A 16473-nucleotide genomic window follows, 5' to 3' on the forward strand; every position below is an offset into this window, starting at 1 on the left:
AGCTGCACGACCTCTTATGGCAGAAAGCGCTGAATTGCGCCGACAACCCTTTTGACCATCTTACTCTCAAACAACCGGGGAGAGAAATAGGCTCCAGCGACGCGCTTGTTGATTTCGCCAATTGTGGGGTAGGGGGCAACCATCGCCGCAATCTGGCCCATCTTAAGCTTGTTGGCCAGCGCGAGCGCCCATGTGTTGATCAGCTCACCCGCCTGATGCCCCACAATCGTGGCTCCCACGGGACGCCCCTTCACGATCATCACCTTGGCAAAGCCTGTGGTGTGGCCCTCTGCGATGGCGCGGTCATTTCCCGCGTAGTCAAAGCGCACAACCTCAAGCGCCTCTCCGTGCCGCTCCTTGGCCTGTGCTTCTGTGAGGCCCACTTGGGCAAGTTCCGGGCTGGTATAGGTCGCCCAAGGAATATGCGCCTCGCTGGCTTTTGAGGGCAGCCCGAAAAGAGCCGAGCGAATAACAATGCCCGCATGATAGCCCGCCACGTGGGTAAATTGCAGTCCGCCGGCCACATCGCCAATGGCGTAGACGCGCGGGTTGCTTGTCTTGAGCGCGGCATTCACCTTGATGCCGTTGCGCGAGGGGTCGATGCCTGCTGCGGCAAGGTTCAGCTTGTCGGTGTTGGCCTTGCGCCCGACCGCTATCAAAAGGTGCGAGCCCTTAAAGACGCGCCCGTCCTTGGCCTCCACTTCAATCGCGCCCGTTGTGCCGCGCACTTCAGCCGCCAGCGCATCTTCTTCAATCACAATGCCCTCGTTCCGCAGAGCCTCGATCAAGACAGCCGCGGCCTCCGGGTCATCCTTGCCTAGGGCTTTCGCCCCTTCAATCACGGTCACCGCGCAGCCCAGCCTGCGGTGAGCTTGCGCCATTTCCATCCCAATTGGCCCTCCTCCGATAATGAGAAGGTGCTCAGGCCGCTTGCGCAGCTCGAAGATGGTCTCGTTCGTCTCATAGGGTACAGCTTCAAGGCCCGGAATGGGCGGCACAAGCGGGGCCGATCCTGTGGCAATCACAATACGCCGCGCGCTGATTTCGTAGTTGCCTGCCGCAACGGTGTCTGGCCCTGTAAATTGCCCAAACTCCGAGATGACGCGCACACCCAGCCCTTCAAAGCGCTCAACAGAATCATGTGGCGCAATGGTTGCGATGACAGAGTGCACATGGGCCATCGCCTCGGGATAGGCTTTTGCGGGGCTTGTCCCTTTTGCATGGGCCTTCTTGGCCTCCGAGAGCAGGGCTTTTGAGGGAACGCACCCATAGTTGAGGCAGTCGCCACCCATCTTATGCCCCTCAAGCAGCACCACATCGGCGCCCATTTGGGCCGCGCCCGCGGCAACAGACAGCCCGCCAGAGCCAGCGCCAATCACCAGAAGGTCGGTTTTTACTTTTTCCATGGTCAGTCCTTTCAGGTCGGCAGCGCTCAAAGCGCTTTGCCGCCACGCAGTGCCTTAATGGCGATGGGAAGTGCGGCCAGTACAGCCAGCCCCAAGATAGGCAAAAGAATATGCGGCTCAAAAATGATGCCAAGATCAGGCGTTTCGCCGCGCGCAAACACCTCACCAAGCCCCGCGCCAACAGAGGTGTAAACCACCGCGCCGGGGATGATCCCGAAAAATGTGCTGATCACAAAGCGGCGCAGAGGCACATCAAGAAACGCAGGCAAAAGGTTTGCCACAAAAAACGGGACAGCAGGCACAAGGCGGATCAGAAACAGCATCGACCACTGGTTCTCGTCAATCCCGTCTTTGATGGCCTTGATCTTGCCGTCACTGGCTTGCAGCTTTGCGCCCAGCTTGGCGCCAAGGCCCCATCGGGCGGCCAGAAAAATCACTGTCGCGCCAAGCGTTGCGCCCGTGACATTAAACAAAGCGCCCGGGAAGGTCGCAAAGAGAAACCCGCCTGTGAGCGTCGCAATCGTTGCGCCCGGCAAGGAGAAGGCTACAATCATCACATAGGCGGTCACAAAGACCAATGCGGTGAGCAGAAAGTTGGCATCCCGAAAGGCAATAAGCGCTTCGCGGTTTTGCTGTAGAGCCTCAAAGCTCAGATAGTCGCGCAGATATATCGCCCCAAAGACTGCGGCCAGGCCGATGGCGGCAAGCGGCAGCAGGCGTGCTAACGAGGATTTGGGTGATTCTGCGCTCTTTGACATATCAGTCATTGTTCCATTCCACTGTGAGTGTGTTGACCTCAACCTGCGCAGATTGGCCGCAAAACCCAAGGGGTCTCACAGCCCGTTGATCGTCCACCCGCATTTTCGTGATGTTACAGGCCTATAATTAGGATACTGTAACAAAACGGGCCGTCTCGCTGCGCATTTTGTTGCAATTTCGGCTAAATCTTTTCGCTACGGGTTTGACAGCCCAGAAACCGCCGCATATAGAGCGGCTTCAAGTATTCACGAGGCATCCGTGCGACTCGCACGCCTGCCTTACAATTCGGAGACGGAGCGATGAAGCGCACCTACCAACCAAGCAACCTCGTTCGCAAGCGCCGTCACGGCTTTCGTTCACGTATGGCGACAAAAGCGGGCCGCAAGATCCTGAACGCACGTCGTGCGCGTGGCCGCAAGTCGCTGAGCGCGTAAGCTGGCCTTGCTCCTTCGGGGGCATTGGATTGCGAAAAATATCGAACCGCTTGAGAGACTCTCAGGCGGTTTTCGCTTGTTCATCCTAGAGTGAAGCGTGATGATCCCGACCATGACAGCACCCTTGCCAGTTCTCAAAAAACGCGCCGAGTTTCTCGCGGCTTCGCGGGCAGCCAAATGCGGCACCAAAGGGCTGATGGTACAGGCACGTGCGCGCGGCGATGATGCGCCGTGGCGCGTCGGGTTTACCTGTTCAAAAAAGGTGGGCAACGCTGTGGCGCGCAACCGGGCCAAGCGCCGCCTGCGGGAGATCGCCCGCGCGGTGCTGCCGCTCTCGGGGTTGGTGGGCTATGACTATGTGCTGATCGGGCGCTTTGATGCGACAGCCAATCGCGACTTTGAGGCGCTGAAGGGTGATCTTGCCTACGCGCTTGCCAAGCTGCATAGCACATGACCCCCCTCGCATTCATCATATCGCTGCCTGTGCGCTTTTATCGCCTCGTGTTCAGCCCGTGGGTGGGCCACAGCTGCCGCTTTCATCCGACCTGTTCTGCCTACGGCATGGAGGCCTTGCGAAAGCATGGCGGCATCAAAGGCACCTACCTCATGGTGCGCCGTATTCTGCGCTGCCACCCGTGGGGCAGCAGCGGGATCGATAACGTTCCGGACTGAAACGGGGTTTGGTCAATAGCGCCTGTGCACGCGCCTCTTGATCATCGGTCGGCTCTTGAGTCGTTCGCGCACAAACACAAACAGCCCCGACCCCATGATCAGCGCAATTCCTGCAAGCACCAGAGGCGCGGGGAATTCTGCCCAGATGATCCAGCCCCAAAGCACTGCCAAAGGCAGGCCAAGGTATTCAAACGGCGCCACCGTGGCCGCACTCGCAAGGCGGTAGGCTTGCCCCAAGCAGTAGCCAATGATCGCCGCGTTGAGGCCCAGCCCCAAAAAGAGCCAGCGGTCGCTGCCGTCTGGCCAAACCCAGGCGCGCAGCAAAAACACCACGCTTTCGTTTGTCGCGCCCTCAGCGTAGCGGCCGTCGCCTGCGACGAGGAAAAATCCGAGGGAGACGAGGACGAACAGTCCCTGAATATAGACAGCCATTGCACTGGCCTTGCTGCTCACACCAAGCTTGCGGGTCATCAGCTGGTTGAGCGCGTAGGTGAGCGCAGCAAACATTGGCAGGATCAACACAAACCAAGACACATCTTGCGGGGCACTGTCCCCGCGCCACGCGAGCAGCATGAGCAGAACCCCCAGAAACCCGACGATCACCGCGCCCAAGCGCCAGGGGCCGACAGTTTCGCCCAAAATCGGGATCGACAGCAGCGTGATCATCAAAGGCGCAACAAAGAAAAGCGCCGTGGCATCAGCCAGTGGCAAAACGGCAAGGGCTGCAAAGTAGCTGAGATTGGACAGCACAACGAACGTACCGCGCAATAGGTGCAGCCCCGGCGTTTTGGTCCGCAAGATATGCCATCCGCCCTCAAGCTGCACCAGAACAAGGCTGAAGCAAATGCCGATTCCCGAGCGGATGAAGACCATCTCGTGTAAGGGGTAGCCCCCTGATAGAAGCTTGATCAGCACATCATTCACACTGATCGCAAGAATACCCGCGATCACAAACAAGATACCCGCAGCGGGGCGGTTCAAAGCTTCGGTCATCAGGCCTCCTTTCGATAACCTGTTAACAGGCGGCAAGCGACGGCGCGCGCCGTTTTGCGACAAAAGCGCTTTTCGCGGTTTCGCGTGGCGAGGTCGCAGGATAGGGTCGGCAATCGAACAGGAGGGCACACTATGGCCTTTGTCGAAATCGACAATCTTCAAAAAACATACGAGGGCGGATTTAAAGCGCTCAAGGGTGTCTCGCTCAACATCGGGCAGGGCGAAATTCTGGCTTTGCTTGGCCCCAATGGCGCGGGCAAAACCACGCTGATCTCGGTGCTCTGTGGCCTTGTGTCGCCGTCTGGCGGGCAGGCGCGGATCGGGGGGCACGATATCGTTGCCGATTATCGCGCCGCGCGTCGGCTTGTCGGGCTTGTCCCGCAGGAGATAGCCCTCGAACCTTTCACCAAGGTGATCGACACAGTCCGCTTCTCGCGCGGGCTCTTTGGCCTGAAGCGCGACGATGCCAAGATCGAACAGATCCTGAAGCAACTGTCCCTCTGGGACAAGCGCGACAACCGCACGCGCCAGCTCTCTGGCGGGATGAAGCGTCGGGTGCTGATTGCAAAGGCGCTGGCGCATGAGCCTCGTGTGCTTTTCCTTGATGAGCCAACCGCAGGTGTCGATGTCGAGTTGCGCCGTGATATGTGGGAAACTGTCGCCAAGCTTAAGGCCGATGGTGTCACCATCATTTTGACAACCCACTACATCGAAGAGGCCGAGGCCATTGCCGACCGCATCGGTGTGATCAACAAGGGCGCGCTTCTCCTTGTAGAAGGCAAAGACGCCCTGATGGAGCGGATGGGCAGCAAAGAGCTGCGCATCTCGCTCCGCGCGCCTGTGCAGGCTGTGCCTGATAGGCTCGCCACCTATGATTTGGCACTGGCCGATGATGGCGCGACACTGGTTTACACCTACGACACCAAGGGTGAGGGCACAGGCATCACCGCGCTTCTGGCTGACCTGTCACAAGCGGGCCTCAAACTTGCAGATCTGAAGACCACACAGTCCAGTCTGGAAGATATTTTTGTTGGCCTCACAGCCGAAGCTCCACAGGAGGGCGCAGCATGAACTGGCAAGCGGTCTGGGCTATCTACAGCTCTGAAATGACGCGGTTTTTCCGCACATTTGTGCAGAGCTTCATTTCGCCAATCATCTCGACATCACTTTACTTTGTCGTCTTCGGCACAGCCATCGGCAGCCGTATCCAGGAGGTCGAGGGCGTGAGCTACGCAGCCTTCATCGTGCCGGGGCTTATCATGCTTTCGGTCATGACCCAGTCGATCTCCAACGCGAGCTTCGGGATATATTTCCCAAAATTCACAGGCACGATCTACGAGCTGTTGTCAGCCCCTATCAACTTTCTGGAGATCGTGCTCGGCTATGTCGGGGCCGCAGCCACAAAGGCGCTCTTCATCGGGGTGATGATCTTGGCGACAGCATCGTTTTTCATTGATCTGCACATCGCCCACCCCATGGCGATGGTGGCCTTTCTTGTGCTCACCTGCCTGAGCTTTGCGCTCTTTGGCTTTATCATCGGGATTTGGGCAGGGAACTTCGAGCAGCTGCAGCTGATCCCGCTGTTGGTGCTGACGCCGCTTATCTTTCTGGGCGGTGCGTTCTACTCCATCACGATGTTGCCTGCCATTTGGCAAACGGTCTCGCTGTTCAATCCGGTGGTCTATCTCATCTCAGGGTTCCGTTGGTCCTTTTATGGCGCGGCTGATGTGCCGATCGGGCTGTCCTTGCTCGCCATTGCCGGATTTACGGGCGCTTGCCTTGTCATCATCGGCTGGATCTTCAAGTCAGGGTACAGATTGAAGCCTTGAGAGGTCAAAATCCTATCAAAAAGGCTTTTTTCACAAAAGATTTGCGCGCCAGCGGGGGCCTCTCTTGTTTACCTCCACTCGCGGCTTTACATGGACATTTATGACACTGAAATTGCCCTTTCTCAAAAAGCAGCCCCGCGTCGCAGTTCTGCGTCTCGCTGGGACAATTGCCTCTGGCACACGCGGCAGCCTGTCAGACGAGGCCTTGGCCCCGCTCATCGAAAAGGCCTTTCGCAAGGGCAAGCCTAAAGCGGTAGCGCTTATCCTGAACTCTCCGGGTGGCTCGCCCGTGCAGTCCGCGCTCATCGCGGCGCGCATCCGTCGTTTGGCTGATGAAAAGCAAATTCCCGTTCACGCCTTTGTCGAGGATGTGGCTGCATCTGGCGGATATTGGCTCGCCTCCGCCGCGGATGACATCTGGGCCGATGGTGGCAGCATCATTGGTTCAATCGGTGTGATTTCGGCAGGCTTTGGCGCCCATGAGCTGCTCGCCCGCCAAGGCGTTGAGCGGCGCGTCTATACAGCCGGCAAGTCCAAGTCGACGCTGGATCCGTTTCAAAAAGAAAAGCCTGAGGACGTGACGCGCCTGAAAGCGCTCCTTGAGGATATGCACAGCCTGTTCATCGACCACGTAAAGACCCGCCGCGCAGGCAAGCTTGATGAAACAGCCGAGCTGTTCACGGGCGAGTTCTGGCTCGCGGGGCGCGCGCAGGAGTTGGGCTTGATTGATGGCATCGCCCACCTCGAGCCAAAGCTCAAAGAGCTTTATGGCGATAAGGTCAGGCTCATGCGCTATGGCCGCAAAAAGCCGTTCTTGTCCCGCTTTGGCGCGCAAATCATTGATGATGGTTTGGCCGCAGTAGAAGAGCGGGCGCAATTTGCCCGCTTCGGGCTTTAGGCCCATGATATTCAAGATCGTCTCACTTTTCCTTGTCGGCATGGGCGTGTTGGCCATGTTCGGCAAATTGAAGGTGCCAGGCGCGAAACAAATCGCCGACAAGCGTTGCCCCAAGTGCAAGCGCTTTCGTATCGGCAAGGGGCCATGCCCCTGCAAGACAAAAGGGTAATACATGGATTGGCTGCTTGCCTCGCTGGGTTTGGTGATATTGCTGCTCGCAGGCGACAGCCTCGTGCGCGGCGCCGTGAATTTGGCCCTGCGTGTGGGCATTCCTGCGCTGATTGTCTCGCTGACAATCGTTGCCTTCGGAACATCTGCACCTGAGCTGCTCATTGCGATCAAGGCTTTGATGGACAATGCCCCGGGCATTGCGATGGGCAATGTCGTCGGCTCAAACACCGCCAATATCCTGATGGTTCTAGGCTTTCCCGCGCTCTTGGCTGCGATGCACACGTCCGAATGCGATAGCCGCAAAAATTACATCTACATGATCGCAAGCTCGGTGCTCTTTATCGGCCTCGCCTTTCGTGGCGTGTTTGACGCGCTGGCGGGTCTTGTGCTTCTGGCAGCGCTTGCTGCGGTGCTGACAGATAGCTTTCTACACGCCCGCAACCACCGCCGCGAAGCCCGCGCCGCCGAAGCGGCCATGGGCGCGGACGACATCGAAGAGCTGGAAGGCGCAGATCCGGAGCTACCATGGTGGAAGATCATCGTCTTTCTAGGCCTCGGGCTCGTTGGTCTGCCACTGGGGGCCGATATTCTCGTCGATAGCTCGGTCAATATCGCCCGTGAGTTTGGCGTCACCGAGACAGTGATCGGCCTCACGCTGGTTGCGCTTGGCACGTCTTTGCCCGAGCTGGCAACAACGGTCATGGCCGCGCTGCGCCGTCAGGCCGATGTGGCTCTGGGCAACGTCATCGGCTCCAATATGTTCAACCTGCTCGCAATCATCGGCATCACCGCCCTGCTGGGTGACATACCGGTCGACCGCCAGTTCCTGCAGTTTGATCTCTGGGTCATGCTCGCGTCTTCACTGCTTCTGGTGCCGTTTGTTTTCCTCAAGCGTGATATCACGCGGGGTTGGGGTATTCTGCTGGTGGCGCTCTACATCGCCTATATCACCGTTGTGGTGATGGCATGAGCGCGGCGCTCGTAACCGGGGGCGCACAGCGCCTTGGCGCGGCCATGTCCCGCTTCCTTGCCGCGCGTGGCTATGCCGTTGCGATCCACTACAACACGTCTTCTGCCGAGGCCGACGCGCTGGTGGCAGAGCTGAAAGCTGCGGGGGCTGATGCCGTCGCGCTCGGGGCCAACTTGCTTGACGAGGCGGCCACTGAAGGTCTCGTGGCACGGGCGGCCGAGGCTTTGGGCCAGCCACTCACCTGCCTCATAAACAACGCCTCGATCTTTGAATACGATACGATCCACTCCGCCACGCGTGAAAGCTGGGATCGTCACATCGGCTCGAACTTGCGCGCGCCCTATGTGCTCACGCAGGCCTTCGCGCGCCAAGCGCCCCCCGCGAGTACCGATGCACGCGGCGAGCCGATGGCGAGTTCGCTCGTCATCAATATGGTTGATCAGCGCGTGCGCAAGCTCACACCCGAGTTTAGCACCTATACCATCGCCAAGATGGGGCTTTGGGCGCTTACGCAAACAGCGGCGCAAGGTCTGGCACCTGCGATACGGGTCAATGCCATTGGGCCAGGCCCGACACTGCAAGGCGCGCGCCAGACGGAGAGCCACTTTGCCCGCCAGAGAGAAAACACTGTGCTTGAGCGCGGTGCAAACGCCGAGGATATCACAGCAGCGCTTGGCTACTTTCTAGATGCGCCAGCCGTCACAGGGCAGCTTCTCTGCGTTGATGGTGGCCAGCATCTCGCATGGCAAACGCCTGATGTTTTGGGCGTTGAGTAGGTCCAACTACTGTATCTCGTATGTAAGTTTTGCACTGGCCGTCTTGAGTGTCACAAAAACTTGAGAAAAACCTAACGAAACCAATGAGTTGTAAATTTGCAATAAAAAAATCAAGCAAAAACAATATGTTATGTTTGCGCATATTTTTTAGGCAGATCAATCAAAGGGGCGAAAAACAAAAGGAAATCCCGCTTCACCGTAGGTTATACTCAGACTTATCCACAGGAATCGGGGACAGCTTTCCTCTTGCCCCTCAGGGGCGAACATTGCAGCCACCAAGACGAATCGAGACACGACCGAGATGAGTGAGACAGAGCCGCAAAATATTCCGACAGGCCATCAGGTCATCGCTGACTATGTGAAGTCGCTCAGCGGTGCACCGGGTGTCTACCGTATGCTCGATACGCAGGCGCGGGTGCTCTATGTGGGCAAGGCGCGCAACTTAAAGGCGCGCGTGTCTAACTATGCTCGCCCCAATGGGCATTCTGGCCGGATCGCACGGATGATCTCGGAAACAGCGACCATGATGTTTCTGACAACCAAGACAGAAACAGAAGCGCTGCTGCTAGAGCAGAACCTCATCAAGCAGCTCAAGCCCAAATACAACGTGCTCCTGCGCGACGATAAGAGCTTCCCCAATATCCTCGTCACAGATCACGACTTCCCGATGATCAAGAAGCACCGCGGTGCCAAGAAGGAGAGGGGCCGCTACTATGGCCCGTTCGCCTCGGCCGGAGCCGTAACGCGCAGCCTTGCGCAGCTCCAGCGCGTCTTTCTGTTGCGCAACTGCTCTGACAGCGAATTTGAGGGCCGCACGCGCCCCTGCCTGCAATATCAGATCAAACGCTGCTCTGGCCCCTGCGTGGGCAAAGTTACTGCCGCCGAATACCGCGAGCATGTGCGCGACGCCGAGCGCTACCTGTCTGGCCGCTCAACCGATCTGCAAGACAAGCTTGGCGCTGACATGCAACTCGCTTCCGAGGCGATGGAGTTTGAAAAGGCGGCTGTTCTGCGTGACCGCATCAAAGCGCTCACCCAAGTGCAGACCGCCCAAGGCATCAACCCGCGCTCCACGCCCGAGGCCGATGTTATTGCGCTGCATATGGATAAGGGGCAGGCCTGTGTGCAGGTCTTCTTTATCCGCGCCAACCAAAACTGGGGCAACCGCGACTTCTACCCCCGTGTCGGCTCTGACGAGATCGACGCCTCCGAAGTTCTGGAGGCGTTCATCGGCCAGTTTTATGACAGCAAAGAGCCGCCACGTTTGCTCTTGCTGTCGCACCCGTTGGAAAACGTCGAGCTGATGGCCGAAGCGCTCAGCGAAAAAGCGCAGCGCAAAGTCGAGATCATGGTGCCGCAACGGGGCGAGAAAGCCGAGCTGGTCGAAAGCGCTGCCCGCAACGCCCAGCAAAGCCTTGCCCGCAAGTCAGCCGAAACCGCCACACAAGCCAAGCTGCTCAAAGGGGTGGCCGAGGCCTTCTCCTTGCCCGCAACGCCGCAGCGTATCGAGGTCTATGACAACAGTCACATCCAGGGTGCACATGCTGTCGGCGCGATGATTGTCGCGGGCCCTGACGGCTTCATGAAAAATCACTACCGCAAGTTCAACATCAAGGGAGATGATATCACCCCGGGAGATGACTTCGGGATGATGAAAGAAGTGCTGGAGCGCCGCTTTAAACGCCTGATCAAAGAAGACCCGCAAAAAAAGGAGGGCCTCTGGCCTGACCTTTTGCTGATTGACGGTGGGATAGGTCAGGTCTCTGCCGTGCGCGCGATCATGGACAAGATGGGTGTGTCCGAGATCCCCATGGTCGGGGTCGCCAAGGGCGTAGACCGCGACGCTGGCAAAGAAGAGTTCTACCGCACAGGCAAGCCACCCTTCGCGCTCAGGCACAACGACCCTGTGCTCTACTTTGTGCAACGGATGCGCGATGAGGCCCACCGCTTTGCCATTGGAACGCACCGCGCCAAGCGCTCAAAGGCGATCAGCAGCACGCCGCTTGATGATGTGCCCGGCGTGGGCGCCACGCGCAAACGCGCGCTGCTCACACATTTTGGCAGCGCCAAAGCCGTCAGCCGCGCCGCCTTGGCCGATTTGAAGGCCGTTGAGGGCATTTCGGATACGATTGCCGAGACGATCTATGACTATTTTCACGAAAAGGGCTAATCGCCCCAACCTTCTTTTGCGCGTCGCTCCCGCTCAAGGCGGCCCAGCTCTGCCTTTCGCAAGATCATCTCGCTGAACACGGGTGTTACCTGCGTCTCCTCATAGTGCGCGCGCACCATCCCGCTGATGATCCCTGTCCAGTATATCCGCAACACCATGTTGATCTTGGCCTGATAGCCCGGCCCGAGCGCGCGAAACCAGCGCAGCATATCTTCATCCAGACGAATCGAAATCTTCTCTTTGCGCACGGTGTGGCCAAAGGCGCTGATAGAGCCGTTCCAGTCTTTGGGAATAGACCTGTCCGTCCAGTCGCGCAGCAGCTCTTCCTGTAGGGCCTTCAGCTCCTCCATCATAGTCAGCCGTGCGGTTTCCTTCGTCATACGTGCCATGGCGCGCCTCATCTGTGATCTGCTTTGTCGCCAGACTGGCAAGGGGCCGTTAACAAGCCCATAGTGCTGCGCGCGGCCTCACGACCTGTCCATACTGCCGTATGCACAGCTTGCCCCACTGTAAGCCACACCCCAAAGATTGGCGCTTTCACCACGCGAAAAAGCGCGGTAAAAGCGTATTGAAATGATCTGGAACATACCCAATACCCTCACGGTCTTGCGCCTGCTTGCTGCCCCCTCGGTGGCGGTTATGTTTCTTTACTTTACAAGACCTTATGCAGATTGGTTTGCGCTAATCCTGTTTGTCACGGCGGCCATAACCGACTGGTTTGACGGCTATCTCGCCCGTACGTGGAAGCAAGAAACCAAGCTCGGCGCGATGCTTGACCCGATTGCTGACAAAGCCATGGTCGTCATCGCCCTTATGATCATCATAGGGTATGCTGATAACAGTTGGACACCATGGCTTGTGTTGCCGGCCACCTTTATTCTCTTCCGCGAGGTTTTCGTATCTGGCCTGCGCGAGTTTCTCGGAGACACAGCCGGAACCCTCAAGGTCACCAAGCTCGCCAAGTGGAAAACCACCCTCCAAATGGTTGCAATTGCTGTGCTTTTTTCCAAAGGCATCTTCGAGCATTACCTCGTTATGGCCGCTTGGGGCATGGACGATGCCTTGTTTGACGCCATCCTGAATGGCGATGAAGAAGACCTGCTCGGCCTGCGTTGGAAGGCCGAAGGCATGTATCTTGCAGGTCAAACCGGCGTGGTGTTGCTGTGGCTTGCCGCTATTCTGACGCTGATCACTGGCTGGGATTACTTCAAGAAATCAATGCCATACCTAAAGGATTGAGCGATGGATGTGCTTTACTTTGCATGGGTGCGTGAGCGAATTGGCTTGCCTCGTGAAACGGTTGAGACACAGGCTGAAACGGTTGCTGACCTCGTGGCCGAGCTCATCGCCCGCGAAGAGCGCTATGCGGCTGCATTCGCAGATTTATCGGCGCTCCGCGTGGCCGTAGACCAAGAGCTTGTTGGCTTTGATACGTCGCTGGCAGGCGCTCGTGAGGTTGCCTTTTTCCCGCCGATGACGGGGGGCTAAATGGACATTCGTGTTCAACAGGAGCCGTTTGATCTGGGGTGTGAAGCTGCTGGATTTGCAGAGAAAACAAGCGCGTCTGGCGCTGTCGTGACCTTCACAGGTATCGTGCGCAACACGCCTGAAGGGACGCTTGAATATATGGACATCGAGCACTACCCGGGCATGACAGAAGCGGCGCTAGGTCAGATTGCGACTGATGCGTTAACCAAATGGTCACTTGAAGACGCAATGATCATTCACCGCTATGGTAAAATCCGAGTGGGTGAAATGATTATGATGGTTGCGACAGCCGCACGTCATCGAAAAGATGCTTTTGAAGCGGCGGAGTTTTTGATGGATTTTCTCAAATCGCGCGCGCCGTTCTGGAAAAAGGAAGTCTCTCGAGATGGGGCGGGGTGGGTTGCTGCCCGCGAGGAAGACGAAGACGCGCTCACACGTTGGCAGCAGTGACGGCACTGCGCCTGAACAACACCACCGCACGCAGCCTTTGGCTCGATCATCATGGGCTGTTAAACGCAGAACGAGGCACTGGAGATACTCTGAAAATTGGCGAGGAGTTGGGCTTTGTCCAGCTTGATTCAATCCGCCACATAGAGCGCGCGCATGACCATATTGTTTGGTCGCGCAACCAAGCGTACCGCCCGGGATGCCTTGGTAACCATTTGAAAGAGCGTTATTTTTTCGAACATTTCACGCATGATGCCAGCCTTATTCCAGTGCAGTTTTTACCGATATGGCAAATGCAATTTGCGCGGCACGCCGAGAAGATTTTGAAGGCCAACTGGTGGAAAAACATGCCCGACGCTGAGGGGCGGGCGGCAATCAAAGCGCGTATCGCCCAAGAAGGCCCGCTCAGTACAAAAGACTTTGAAAGCAAGGGTCCAAAACCCTCGCAGATGTGGCAGCGGCCTCCCCACAAACTGGCGCTTGATTTCATGTGGTACGCGGGCGAGCTTGCAACCAGCCATCGTGAGAACTTTGTGAAGTATTATGATCTGGCCGAACGTGTTTTTCCGCCCAGCTTTCGAGAGGCACCCCTCAGCCAGAGCGAGCAAATTGACCGCCTCTGCAGAGCTGCGCTCAAGCGTTTGGGCTTTGCCAATACGGGGGAGATTCAACGGTTCTGGGGCGTTCTGAGCGCCGCAGAGGTAAAGGACTGGGTCGCGCAAACAAAGGCTTCTCTGAGGGAGGTCGAGGTCATCTTGGCGGATGGCAGTTTGGTGTCAAAGTGGGCTTTGCCGTCGCTGGAAATGCGGCTTGATACGCTCGGTCGCCCTGAGGCTAAGCTACGGATATTAAACCCTTTTGACCCCGCCATAAGGGACAGGAAACGCTGCTTGCAGCTTTTCGGGTTTGACTATCGCAATGAAATATTTGTCCCTCAAGCCAGGCGGATCTGGGGCTACTATGTCTACCCTATTCTTGAGGGGACACGTTTTGTCGGGCGTGCCGAGCTAAAGGCTGATCGCAAAGCAGGCACATTGCATGTCGCCAATCTTTGGCCTGAAGCAGGTGTGAAATGGGGCCGTGTTCGGCACAGCAAATGGGAAAGCGAGCTGAGAAGATTTGCGCGCTTCGCCAGCCTTGAATGGGCGCCTGATTAGGTGTTGCCTGCGCTCACACGCTCGACATAGGCGCGCATTTCCTCGGCTTCATGGCGCGCGTCGCGCAGCCCTTCCATCGCCGCGGAAAGCTCTGCTTCCGTTTGGGAGAGCTGGTTCGTCAGCTCTGCCTCGCGTTGCTGCAGATATGTAATCGCCTGATCACGCGTTTCTTCAGCCTCGTGAAGCTCTTGCGCCATTTTCTCTAGCTCTTCCATGTCGCCCCGCGACACGCGCGTGAAGCGGTGAACCAGCCAGTTTACAAACCAACCCATGCAGAAGGCGATGAACAGGATGATCGCCGTTGCGACAATAAACTCGGTGCGTGTCATTGATCTTGGCCCTCGCGCGTCGCCGCATCGTCCGCGGCGTTTTCTTCGGTGTCTGATGCACCAGTTTGTTCTGTGCTTTCAAGCGTTGTTTCTTCGCTTGCGATAGCCTCGGGCCGAACCAGCTTAAACTCGATACGTCGGTTTGCTTCGCGGCCTTCTTCTGTATCGTTCGTGGCTATCGGCTGTGTTTCGCCATACCCGATGGCTTCAAAGCCGCTCGTCACGATACGCCTGTCACGCATAGCGTTCAGAACAGCGAGCGCCCGTGATTTGGAGAGCGCCTCGTTCATTTCTTCGCGCCCTTGGCTATCGGTGTGGCCAGCGACGACCATGCGCAGCTCGACACAGTTGCCAAGCACATCGGCGATTTCGTCAAGCGTTCCTGTTGAACTCGCATCTACGGTGCCACTGCCTGGCTCAAAGCTGATCTGACGAACGGCAAGGATATCAGCAATCTTCGCTTCGCATTCGTCAGGCGTAAGCATGCTGGCAATAGGGTCAAGTTTTTCAAGATAGGTTACATCAACAGAGAAGCGTGCACCTTCGCCCAGTTTGTCTGACAACAGCTTGGTAATTTCGGAGCGCGCTTCTGTGCTACCCGTGTTGCCTGTCACAGTGATGTCGTCAGCTGTGACACGTGCCGAACCGTTTGAGAGGAGGGAGAGTGCCTCCAGACCTGAGAGAACACGCAGAGGCCAGTCGCCCGGGAGGGTTTCGTCCGTGCGTGCGCGGTTGCTGACTGTCGCGCTGCCAAATCGGGCGGTTGCAAAGCTCTCTGCTGTTTGTGCCACGATTTCATCGTTCAGGCGGCCATTGAGCTGGATAAGCCCCTCGGGGCTGAGCGTGGCCACAAACTCGGCGGGGCCTTGGCTTGGGTCAGAGGGGTCAGGCGTGAGAACCGCGTGCAATGCGAAGACATCGGGCAAACTGTTTTCAAGGGAGCCAACCACGCGGTCAAACTCGCGCTGGTCTGTGCCCGCAGGCGAGATCAGCGTCACATCTGCATCAGAGAAGGTCACAGAACCGCCCTTGAGCTCCGCAACAGCGGCGATAGAGAGCGCGGCGGCATCCGCCCAACTTGGCGAGGGGACTCCAAGGCCGACACGGCAGCTTGTCTCGCCATCTAGGCCGGCTTTGCGCGCGGCTCCGATGATTTTGGAGCGGGCTTCTTCTGTGTCGGCGGAGCAATTGTCAAACCGCGAGCCTGCCTCATCTTGCAAAAAGCGCAATGAAAACGGGGTGATCACCGGGCGTGGCGAAGAAATGTCAAAGCCGACGCGCAGGCCTGACGGCGTATTGCGTTTCAGGCGGCTTTCAACGCGATCTTTCCGGTCTTCGCTTTCGGTCATAGCCGTGATCATGACGCGGCGGGCATCAATCGAAATTTTTGAGCGGGGCAGCGCTTCTAGGGCCTCAAGGCCAAAGTCAACGGCATTGTCCCAGCCCTCGGGAATGTCATAATCGGCACTTTCAAGCAGGTCGGCGATCTCTTCATCGCTGGAAATACGCGCCAACCGCTTGAGCAGATCGTCGCGATCGGCACCCTTTGGAATAAGCCCGATCAGGGAGACTTCATCACCGTTGCGCAGAATTTCGATGGAAAAGCGCGGTGCGGCCAGAGCTGCGAGAGCTTCTACATCCATTGCGTCAATCACGCGGGCTGCATCTACGACGCTTCCGGCTGTGCTGATGGCGACAAAGCGCTTTGCCTCAGAGGGCGCGACGCCAATAAGCAAAACCTGCAGGCCATCGGCCTCGACTTCGGCCCATGTAAGCTGTTTGGAATCAAGAGCTTGGCGAACGCTGTATTCTGAAGTTTCTTCCACCAGCGTCACAGCAAAGCTGGCCGCGATGAATGATAAGAAAGCTGCGCTCAAAAACGTGCCGGTAACAATGAGGAGGGATGATACGCGCATATGACCTATTTTCAGCGATTGTTGGCATACTCTTACGGTGTCAAATCTGAGGTTTCAA

General features: G+C 57.4%; 20 protein-coding genes. 14 read left to right on the forward strand and 6 right to left on the reverse strand.

Annotated features, from left to right (window positions below):
• Nucleotides 1–14: 14 nt before the first annotated feature.
• The gene (locus tag ACTG3X_RS03330; protein ID WP_439109816.1) at nt 15–1406 is read right to left on the reverse strand and encodes a dihydrolipoyl dehydrogenase family protein; all 1392 of its coding nucleotides are present in this window, start codon (nt 1404–1406) and stop codon (nt 15–17) included.
• A gap of 26 nt (nt 1407–1432) precedes the next feature.
• The gene (locus tag ACTG3X_RS03335) at nt 1433–2173 is read right to left on the reverse strand and encodes a TVP38/TMEM64 family protein (RefSeq protein ID WP_439109817.1); all 741 of its coding nucleotides are present in this window, start codon (nt 2171–2173) and stop codon (nt 1433–1435) included.
• Nucleotides 2174–2464: 291 nt separating this feature from the next.
• Between ACTG3X_RS03335 and rpmH the strand changes: the two genes are divergently transcribed.
• From rpmH to yidD, 3 genes are all read left to right on the forward strand, one after another.
• Complete coding sequence (gene rpmH / locus ACTG3X_RS03340; RefSeq protein ID WP_048599009.1) at nt 2465–2599, forward strand: 50S ribosomal protein L34; 135 nt, start codon at nt 2465–2467, stop codon at nt 2597–2599.
• Between the two features lie 100 nt (nt 2600–2699).
• On the forward strand, nt 2700–3053 hold the full coding sequence (gene rnpA, locus ACTG3X_RS03345; protein WP_439109818.1) for a ribonuclease P protein component: 354 nt from the start codon (nt 2700–2702) through the stop codon (nt 3051–3053).
• Entirely contained in the window at nt 3050–3271 is a 222-nt protein-coding gene (yidD, locus tag ACTG3X_RS03350; protein WP_439109819.1) for a membrane protein insertion efficiency factor YidD, read from the forward strand. Before rnpA ends, yidD begins: the two co-directional genes overlap by 4 nt.
• Before the next feature lie 12 nt (nt 3272–3283).
• Here yidD and ACTG3X_RS03355 read toward each other — a convergent pair whose 3' ends face one another.
• A complete protein-coding gene (locus tag ACTG3X_RS03355) occupies nt 3284–4264 on the reverse strand; it encodes a DMT family transporter (protein ID WP_439109820.1) in 981 nt (326 codons plus the stop codon).
• Between the two features lie 132 nt (nt 4265–4396).
• Here ACTG3X_RS03355 and ACTG3X_RS03360 point away from each other — a divergent pair, with 132 nt between their 5' ends.
• The 7 genes from ACTG3X_RS03360 to uvrC all read left to right on the forward strand — a co-directional run bounded on the left by ACTG3X_RS03360 (nt 4397) and on the right by uvrC (nt 11078).
• Nucleotides 4397–5335: an ABC transporter ATP-binding protein gene (locus tag ACTG3X_RS03360; RefSeq protein ID WP_439109821.1), complete on the forward strand. Its 939-nt coding sequence runs from the start codon at nt 4397–4399 to the stop codon at nt 5333–5335.
• The gene (locus ACTG3X_RS03365) at nt 5332–6093 is read left to right on the forward strand and encodes an ABC transporter permease (protein ID WP_439109822.1); all 762 of its coding nucleotides are present in this window, start codon (nt 5332–5334) and stop codon (nt 6091–6093) included. The genes ACTG3X_RS03360 and ACTG3X_RS03365 overlap by 4 nt, the downstream gene beginning before the upstream one ends.
• A 100-nt stretch (nt 6094–6193) precedes the next feature.
• Nucleotides 6194–6991, forward strand: a complete 798-nt coding sequence (locus ACTG3X_RS03370; protein WP_439109823.1) for a S49 family peptidase — start codon at nt 6194–6196, stop codon at nt 6989–6991.
• Between the two features lie 4 nt (nt 6992–6995).
• On the forward strand, nt 6996–7160 hold the full coding sequence (locus ACTG3X_RS03375) for a hypothetical protein (RefSeq protein ID WP_439109824.1): 165 nt from the start codon (nt 6996–6998) through the stop codon (nt 7158–7160).
• 3 nt (nt 7161–7163) lie between these two features.
• Nucleotides 7164–8132, forward strand: a complete 969-nt coding sequence (locus ACTG3X_RS03380) for a calcium/sodium antiporter (RefSeq protein ID WP_439109825.1) — start codon at nt 7164–7166, stop codon at nt 8130–8132.
• Complete coding sequence (locus tag ACTG3X_RS03385) at nt 8129–8908, forward strand: SDR family oxidoreductase (RefSeq protein ID WP_439109826.1); 780 nt, start codon at nt 8129–8131, stop codon at nt 8906–8908. The genes ACTG3X_RS03380 and ACTG3X_RS03385 overlap by 4 nt, the downstream gene beginning before the upstream one ends.
• A gap of 301 nt (nt 8909–9209) precedes the next feature.
• On the forward strand, nt 9210–11078 hold the full coding sequence (gene uvrC / locus ACTG3X_RS03390) for an excinuclease ABC subunit UvrC (RefSeq protein WP_439109827.1): 1869 nt from the start codon (nt 9210–9212) through the stop codon (nt 11076–11078).
• On the opposite strand, the gene ACTG3X_RS03395 is transcribed toward uvrC, so the two are convergent.
• On the reverse strand, nt 11075–11467 hold the full coding sequence (locus ACTG3X_RS03395) for a BrnA antitoxin family protein (protein ID WP_439109828.1): 393 nt from the start codon (nt 11465–11467) through the stop codon (nt 11075–11077). The genes uvrC and ACTG3X_RS03395 overlap by 4 nt on opposite strands.
• Before the next feature lie 184 nt (nt 11468–11651).
• Here ACTG3X_RS03395 and pgsA point away from each other — a divergent pair, with 184 nt between their 5' ends.
• Genes pgsA through ACTG3X_RS03415 form a run of 4 tightly spaced genes read left to right on the forward strand, consistent with a single transcriptional unit; the run spans nt 11652 to nt 14170 of the window.
• On the forward strand, nt 11652–12317 hold the full coding sequence (gene pgsA, locus ACTG3X_RS03400; protein WP_439109829.1) for a CDP-diacylglycerol--glycerol-3-phosphate 3-phosphatidyltransferase: 666 nt from the start codon (nt 11652–11654) through the stop codon (nt 12315–12317).
• 3 nt (nt 12318–12320) lie between these two features.
• Nucleotides 12321–12566, forward strand: coding sequence for a molybdopterin converting factor subunit 1 (gene moaD / locus ACTG3X_RS03405; protein WP_439109830.1), 246 nt, complete (start codon nt 12321–12323; stop codon nt 12564–12566).
• Nucleotides 12567–13016: a molybdenum cofactor biosynthesis protein MoaE gene (locus ACTG3X_RS03410; RefSeq protein ID WP_439109831.1), complete on the forward strand. Its 450-nt coding sequence runs from the start codon at nt 12567–12569 to the stop codon at nt 13014–13016.
• A complete protein-coding gene (locus ACTG3X_RS03415) occupies nt 13013–14170 on the forward strand; it encodes a winged helix-turn-helix domain-containing protein (RefSeq protein ID WP_439109905.1) in 1158 nt (385 codons plus the stop codon). The genes ACTG3X_RS03410 and ACTG3X_RS03415 overlap by 4 nt, the downstream gene beginning before the upstream one ends.
• Here the strand turns inward: ACTG3X_RS03415 and ACTG3X_RS03420 are convergent.
• Both ACTG3X_RS03420 and ACTG3X_RS03425 read right to left on the reverse strand, forming a co-directional pair.
• On the reverse strand, nt 14167–14499 hold the full coding sequence (locus ACTG3X_RS03420; RefSeq protein WP_439109832.1) for a hypothetical protein: 333 nt from the start codon (nt 14497–14499) through the stop codon (nt 14167–14169). The two genes, ACTG3X_RS03415 and ACTG3X_RS03420, sit on opposite strands and share 4 nt — an antisense overlap.
• The gene (locus ACTG3X_RS03425) at nt 14496–16415 is read right to left on the reverse strand and encodes an OmpA family protein (RefSeq protein WP_439109833.1); all 1920 of its coding nucleotides are present in this window, start codon (nt 16413–16415) and stop codon (nt 14496–14498) included. Before ACTG3X_RS03425 ends, ACTG3X_RS03420 begins: the two co-directional genes overlap by 4 nt.
• Nucleotides 16416–16473 lie beyond the last annotated feature (58 nt).

The organism is Lentibacter sp., from assembly GCF_965658795.1.
GTDB lineage: Bacteria > Pseudomonadota > Alphaproteobacteria > Rhodobacterales > Rhodobacteraceae > Lentibacter.

Bases quoted from the DNA above. Each gene is read 5' to 3' on its own strand.
- moaD (WP_439109830.1), top strand. From the start codon at position 12,321: ATGGATGTGCTTTACTTTGCATGGGTGCGTGAGCGAATTGGCTTGCCT.
- ACTG3X_RS03420 (WP_439109832.1), bottom strand. From the start codon at position 14,499: ATGACACGCACCGAGTTTATTGTCGCAACGGCGATCATCCTGTTCATC.
- pgsA (WP_439109829.1), top strand. From the start codon at position 11,652: ATGATCTGGAACATACCCAATACCCTCACGGTCTTGCGCCTGCTTGCT.
- ACTG3X_RS03380 (WP_439109825.1), top strand. From the start codon at position 7,164: ATGGATTGGCTGCTTGCCTCGCTGGGTTTGGTGATATTGCTGCTCGCA.
- ACTG3X_RS03355 (WP_439109820.1), bottom strand. From the start codon at position 4,264: ATGACCGAAGCTTTGAACCGCCCCGCTGCGGGTATCTTGTTTGTGATC.
- ACTG3X_RS03335 (WP_439109817.1), bottom strand. From the start codon at position 2,173: ATGACTGATATGTCAAAGAGCGCAGAATCACCCAAATCCTCGTTAGCA.
- rpmH (WP_048599009.1), top strand. From the start codon at position 2,465: ATGAAGCGCACCTACCAACCAAGCAACCTCGTTCGCAAGCGCCGTCAC.
- ACTG3X_RS03385 (WP_439109826.1), top strand. From the start codon at position 8,129: ATGAGCGCGGCGCTCGTAACCGGGGGCGCACAGCGCCTTGGCGCGGCC.
- ACTG3X_RS03360 (WP_439109821.1), top strand. From the start codon at position 4,397: ATGGCCTTTGTCGAAATCGACAATCTTCAAAAAACATACGAGGGCGGA.
- ACTG3X_RS03375 (WP_439109824.1), top strand. From the start codon at position 6,996: ATGATATTCAAGATCGTCTCACTTTTCCTTGTCGGCATGGGCGTGTTG.
- ACTG3X_RS03395 (WP_439109828.1), bottom strand. From the start codon at position 11,467: ATGGCACGTATGACGAAGGAAACCGCACGGCTGACTATGATGGAGGAG.
- ACTG3X_RS03410 (WP_439109831.1), top strand. From the start codon at position 12,567: ATGGACATTCGTGTTCAACAGGAGCCGTTTGATCTGGGGTGTGAAGCT.
- ACTG3X_RS03370 (WP_439109823.1), top strand. From the start codon at position 6,194: ATGACACTGAAATTGCCCTTTCTCAAAAAGCAGCCCCGCGTCGCAGTT.
- yidD (WP_439109819.1), top strand. From the start codon at position 3,050: ATGACCCCCCTCGCATTCATCATATCGCTGCCTGTGCGCTTTTATCGC.
- ACTG3X_RS03365 (WP_439109822.1), top strand. From the start codon at position 5,332: ATGAACTGGCAAGCGGTCTGGGCTATCTACAGCTCTGAAATGACGCGG.
- rnpA (WP_439109818.1), top strand. From the start codon at position 2,700: ATGATCCCGACCATGACAGCACCCTTGCCAGTTCTCAAAAAACGCGCC.
- ACTG3X_RS03425 (WP_439109833.1), bottom strand. From the start codon at position 16,415: ATGCGCGTATCATCCCTCCTCATTGTTACCGGCACGTTTTTGAGCGCA.
- uvrC (WP_439109827.1), top strand. From the start codon at position 9,210: ATGAGTGAGACAGAGCCGCAAAATATTCCGACAGGCCATCAGGTCATC.
- ACTG3X_RS03330 (WP_439109816.1), bottom strand. From the start codon at position 1,406: ATGGAAAAAGTAAAAACCGACCTTCTGGTGATTGGCGCTGGCTCTGGC.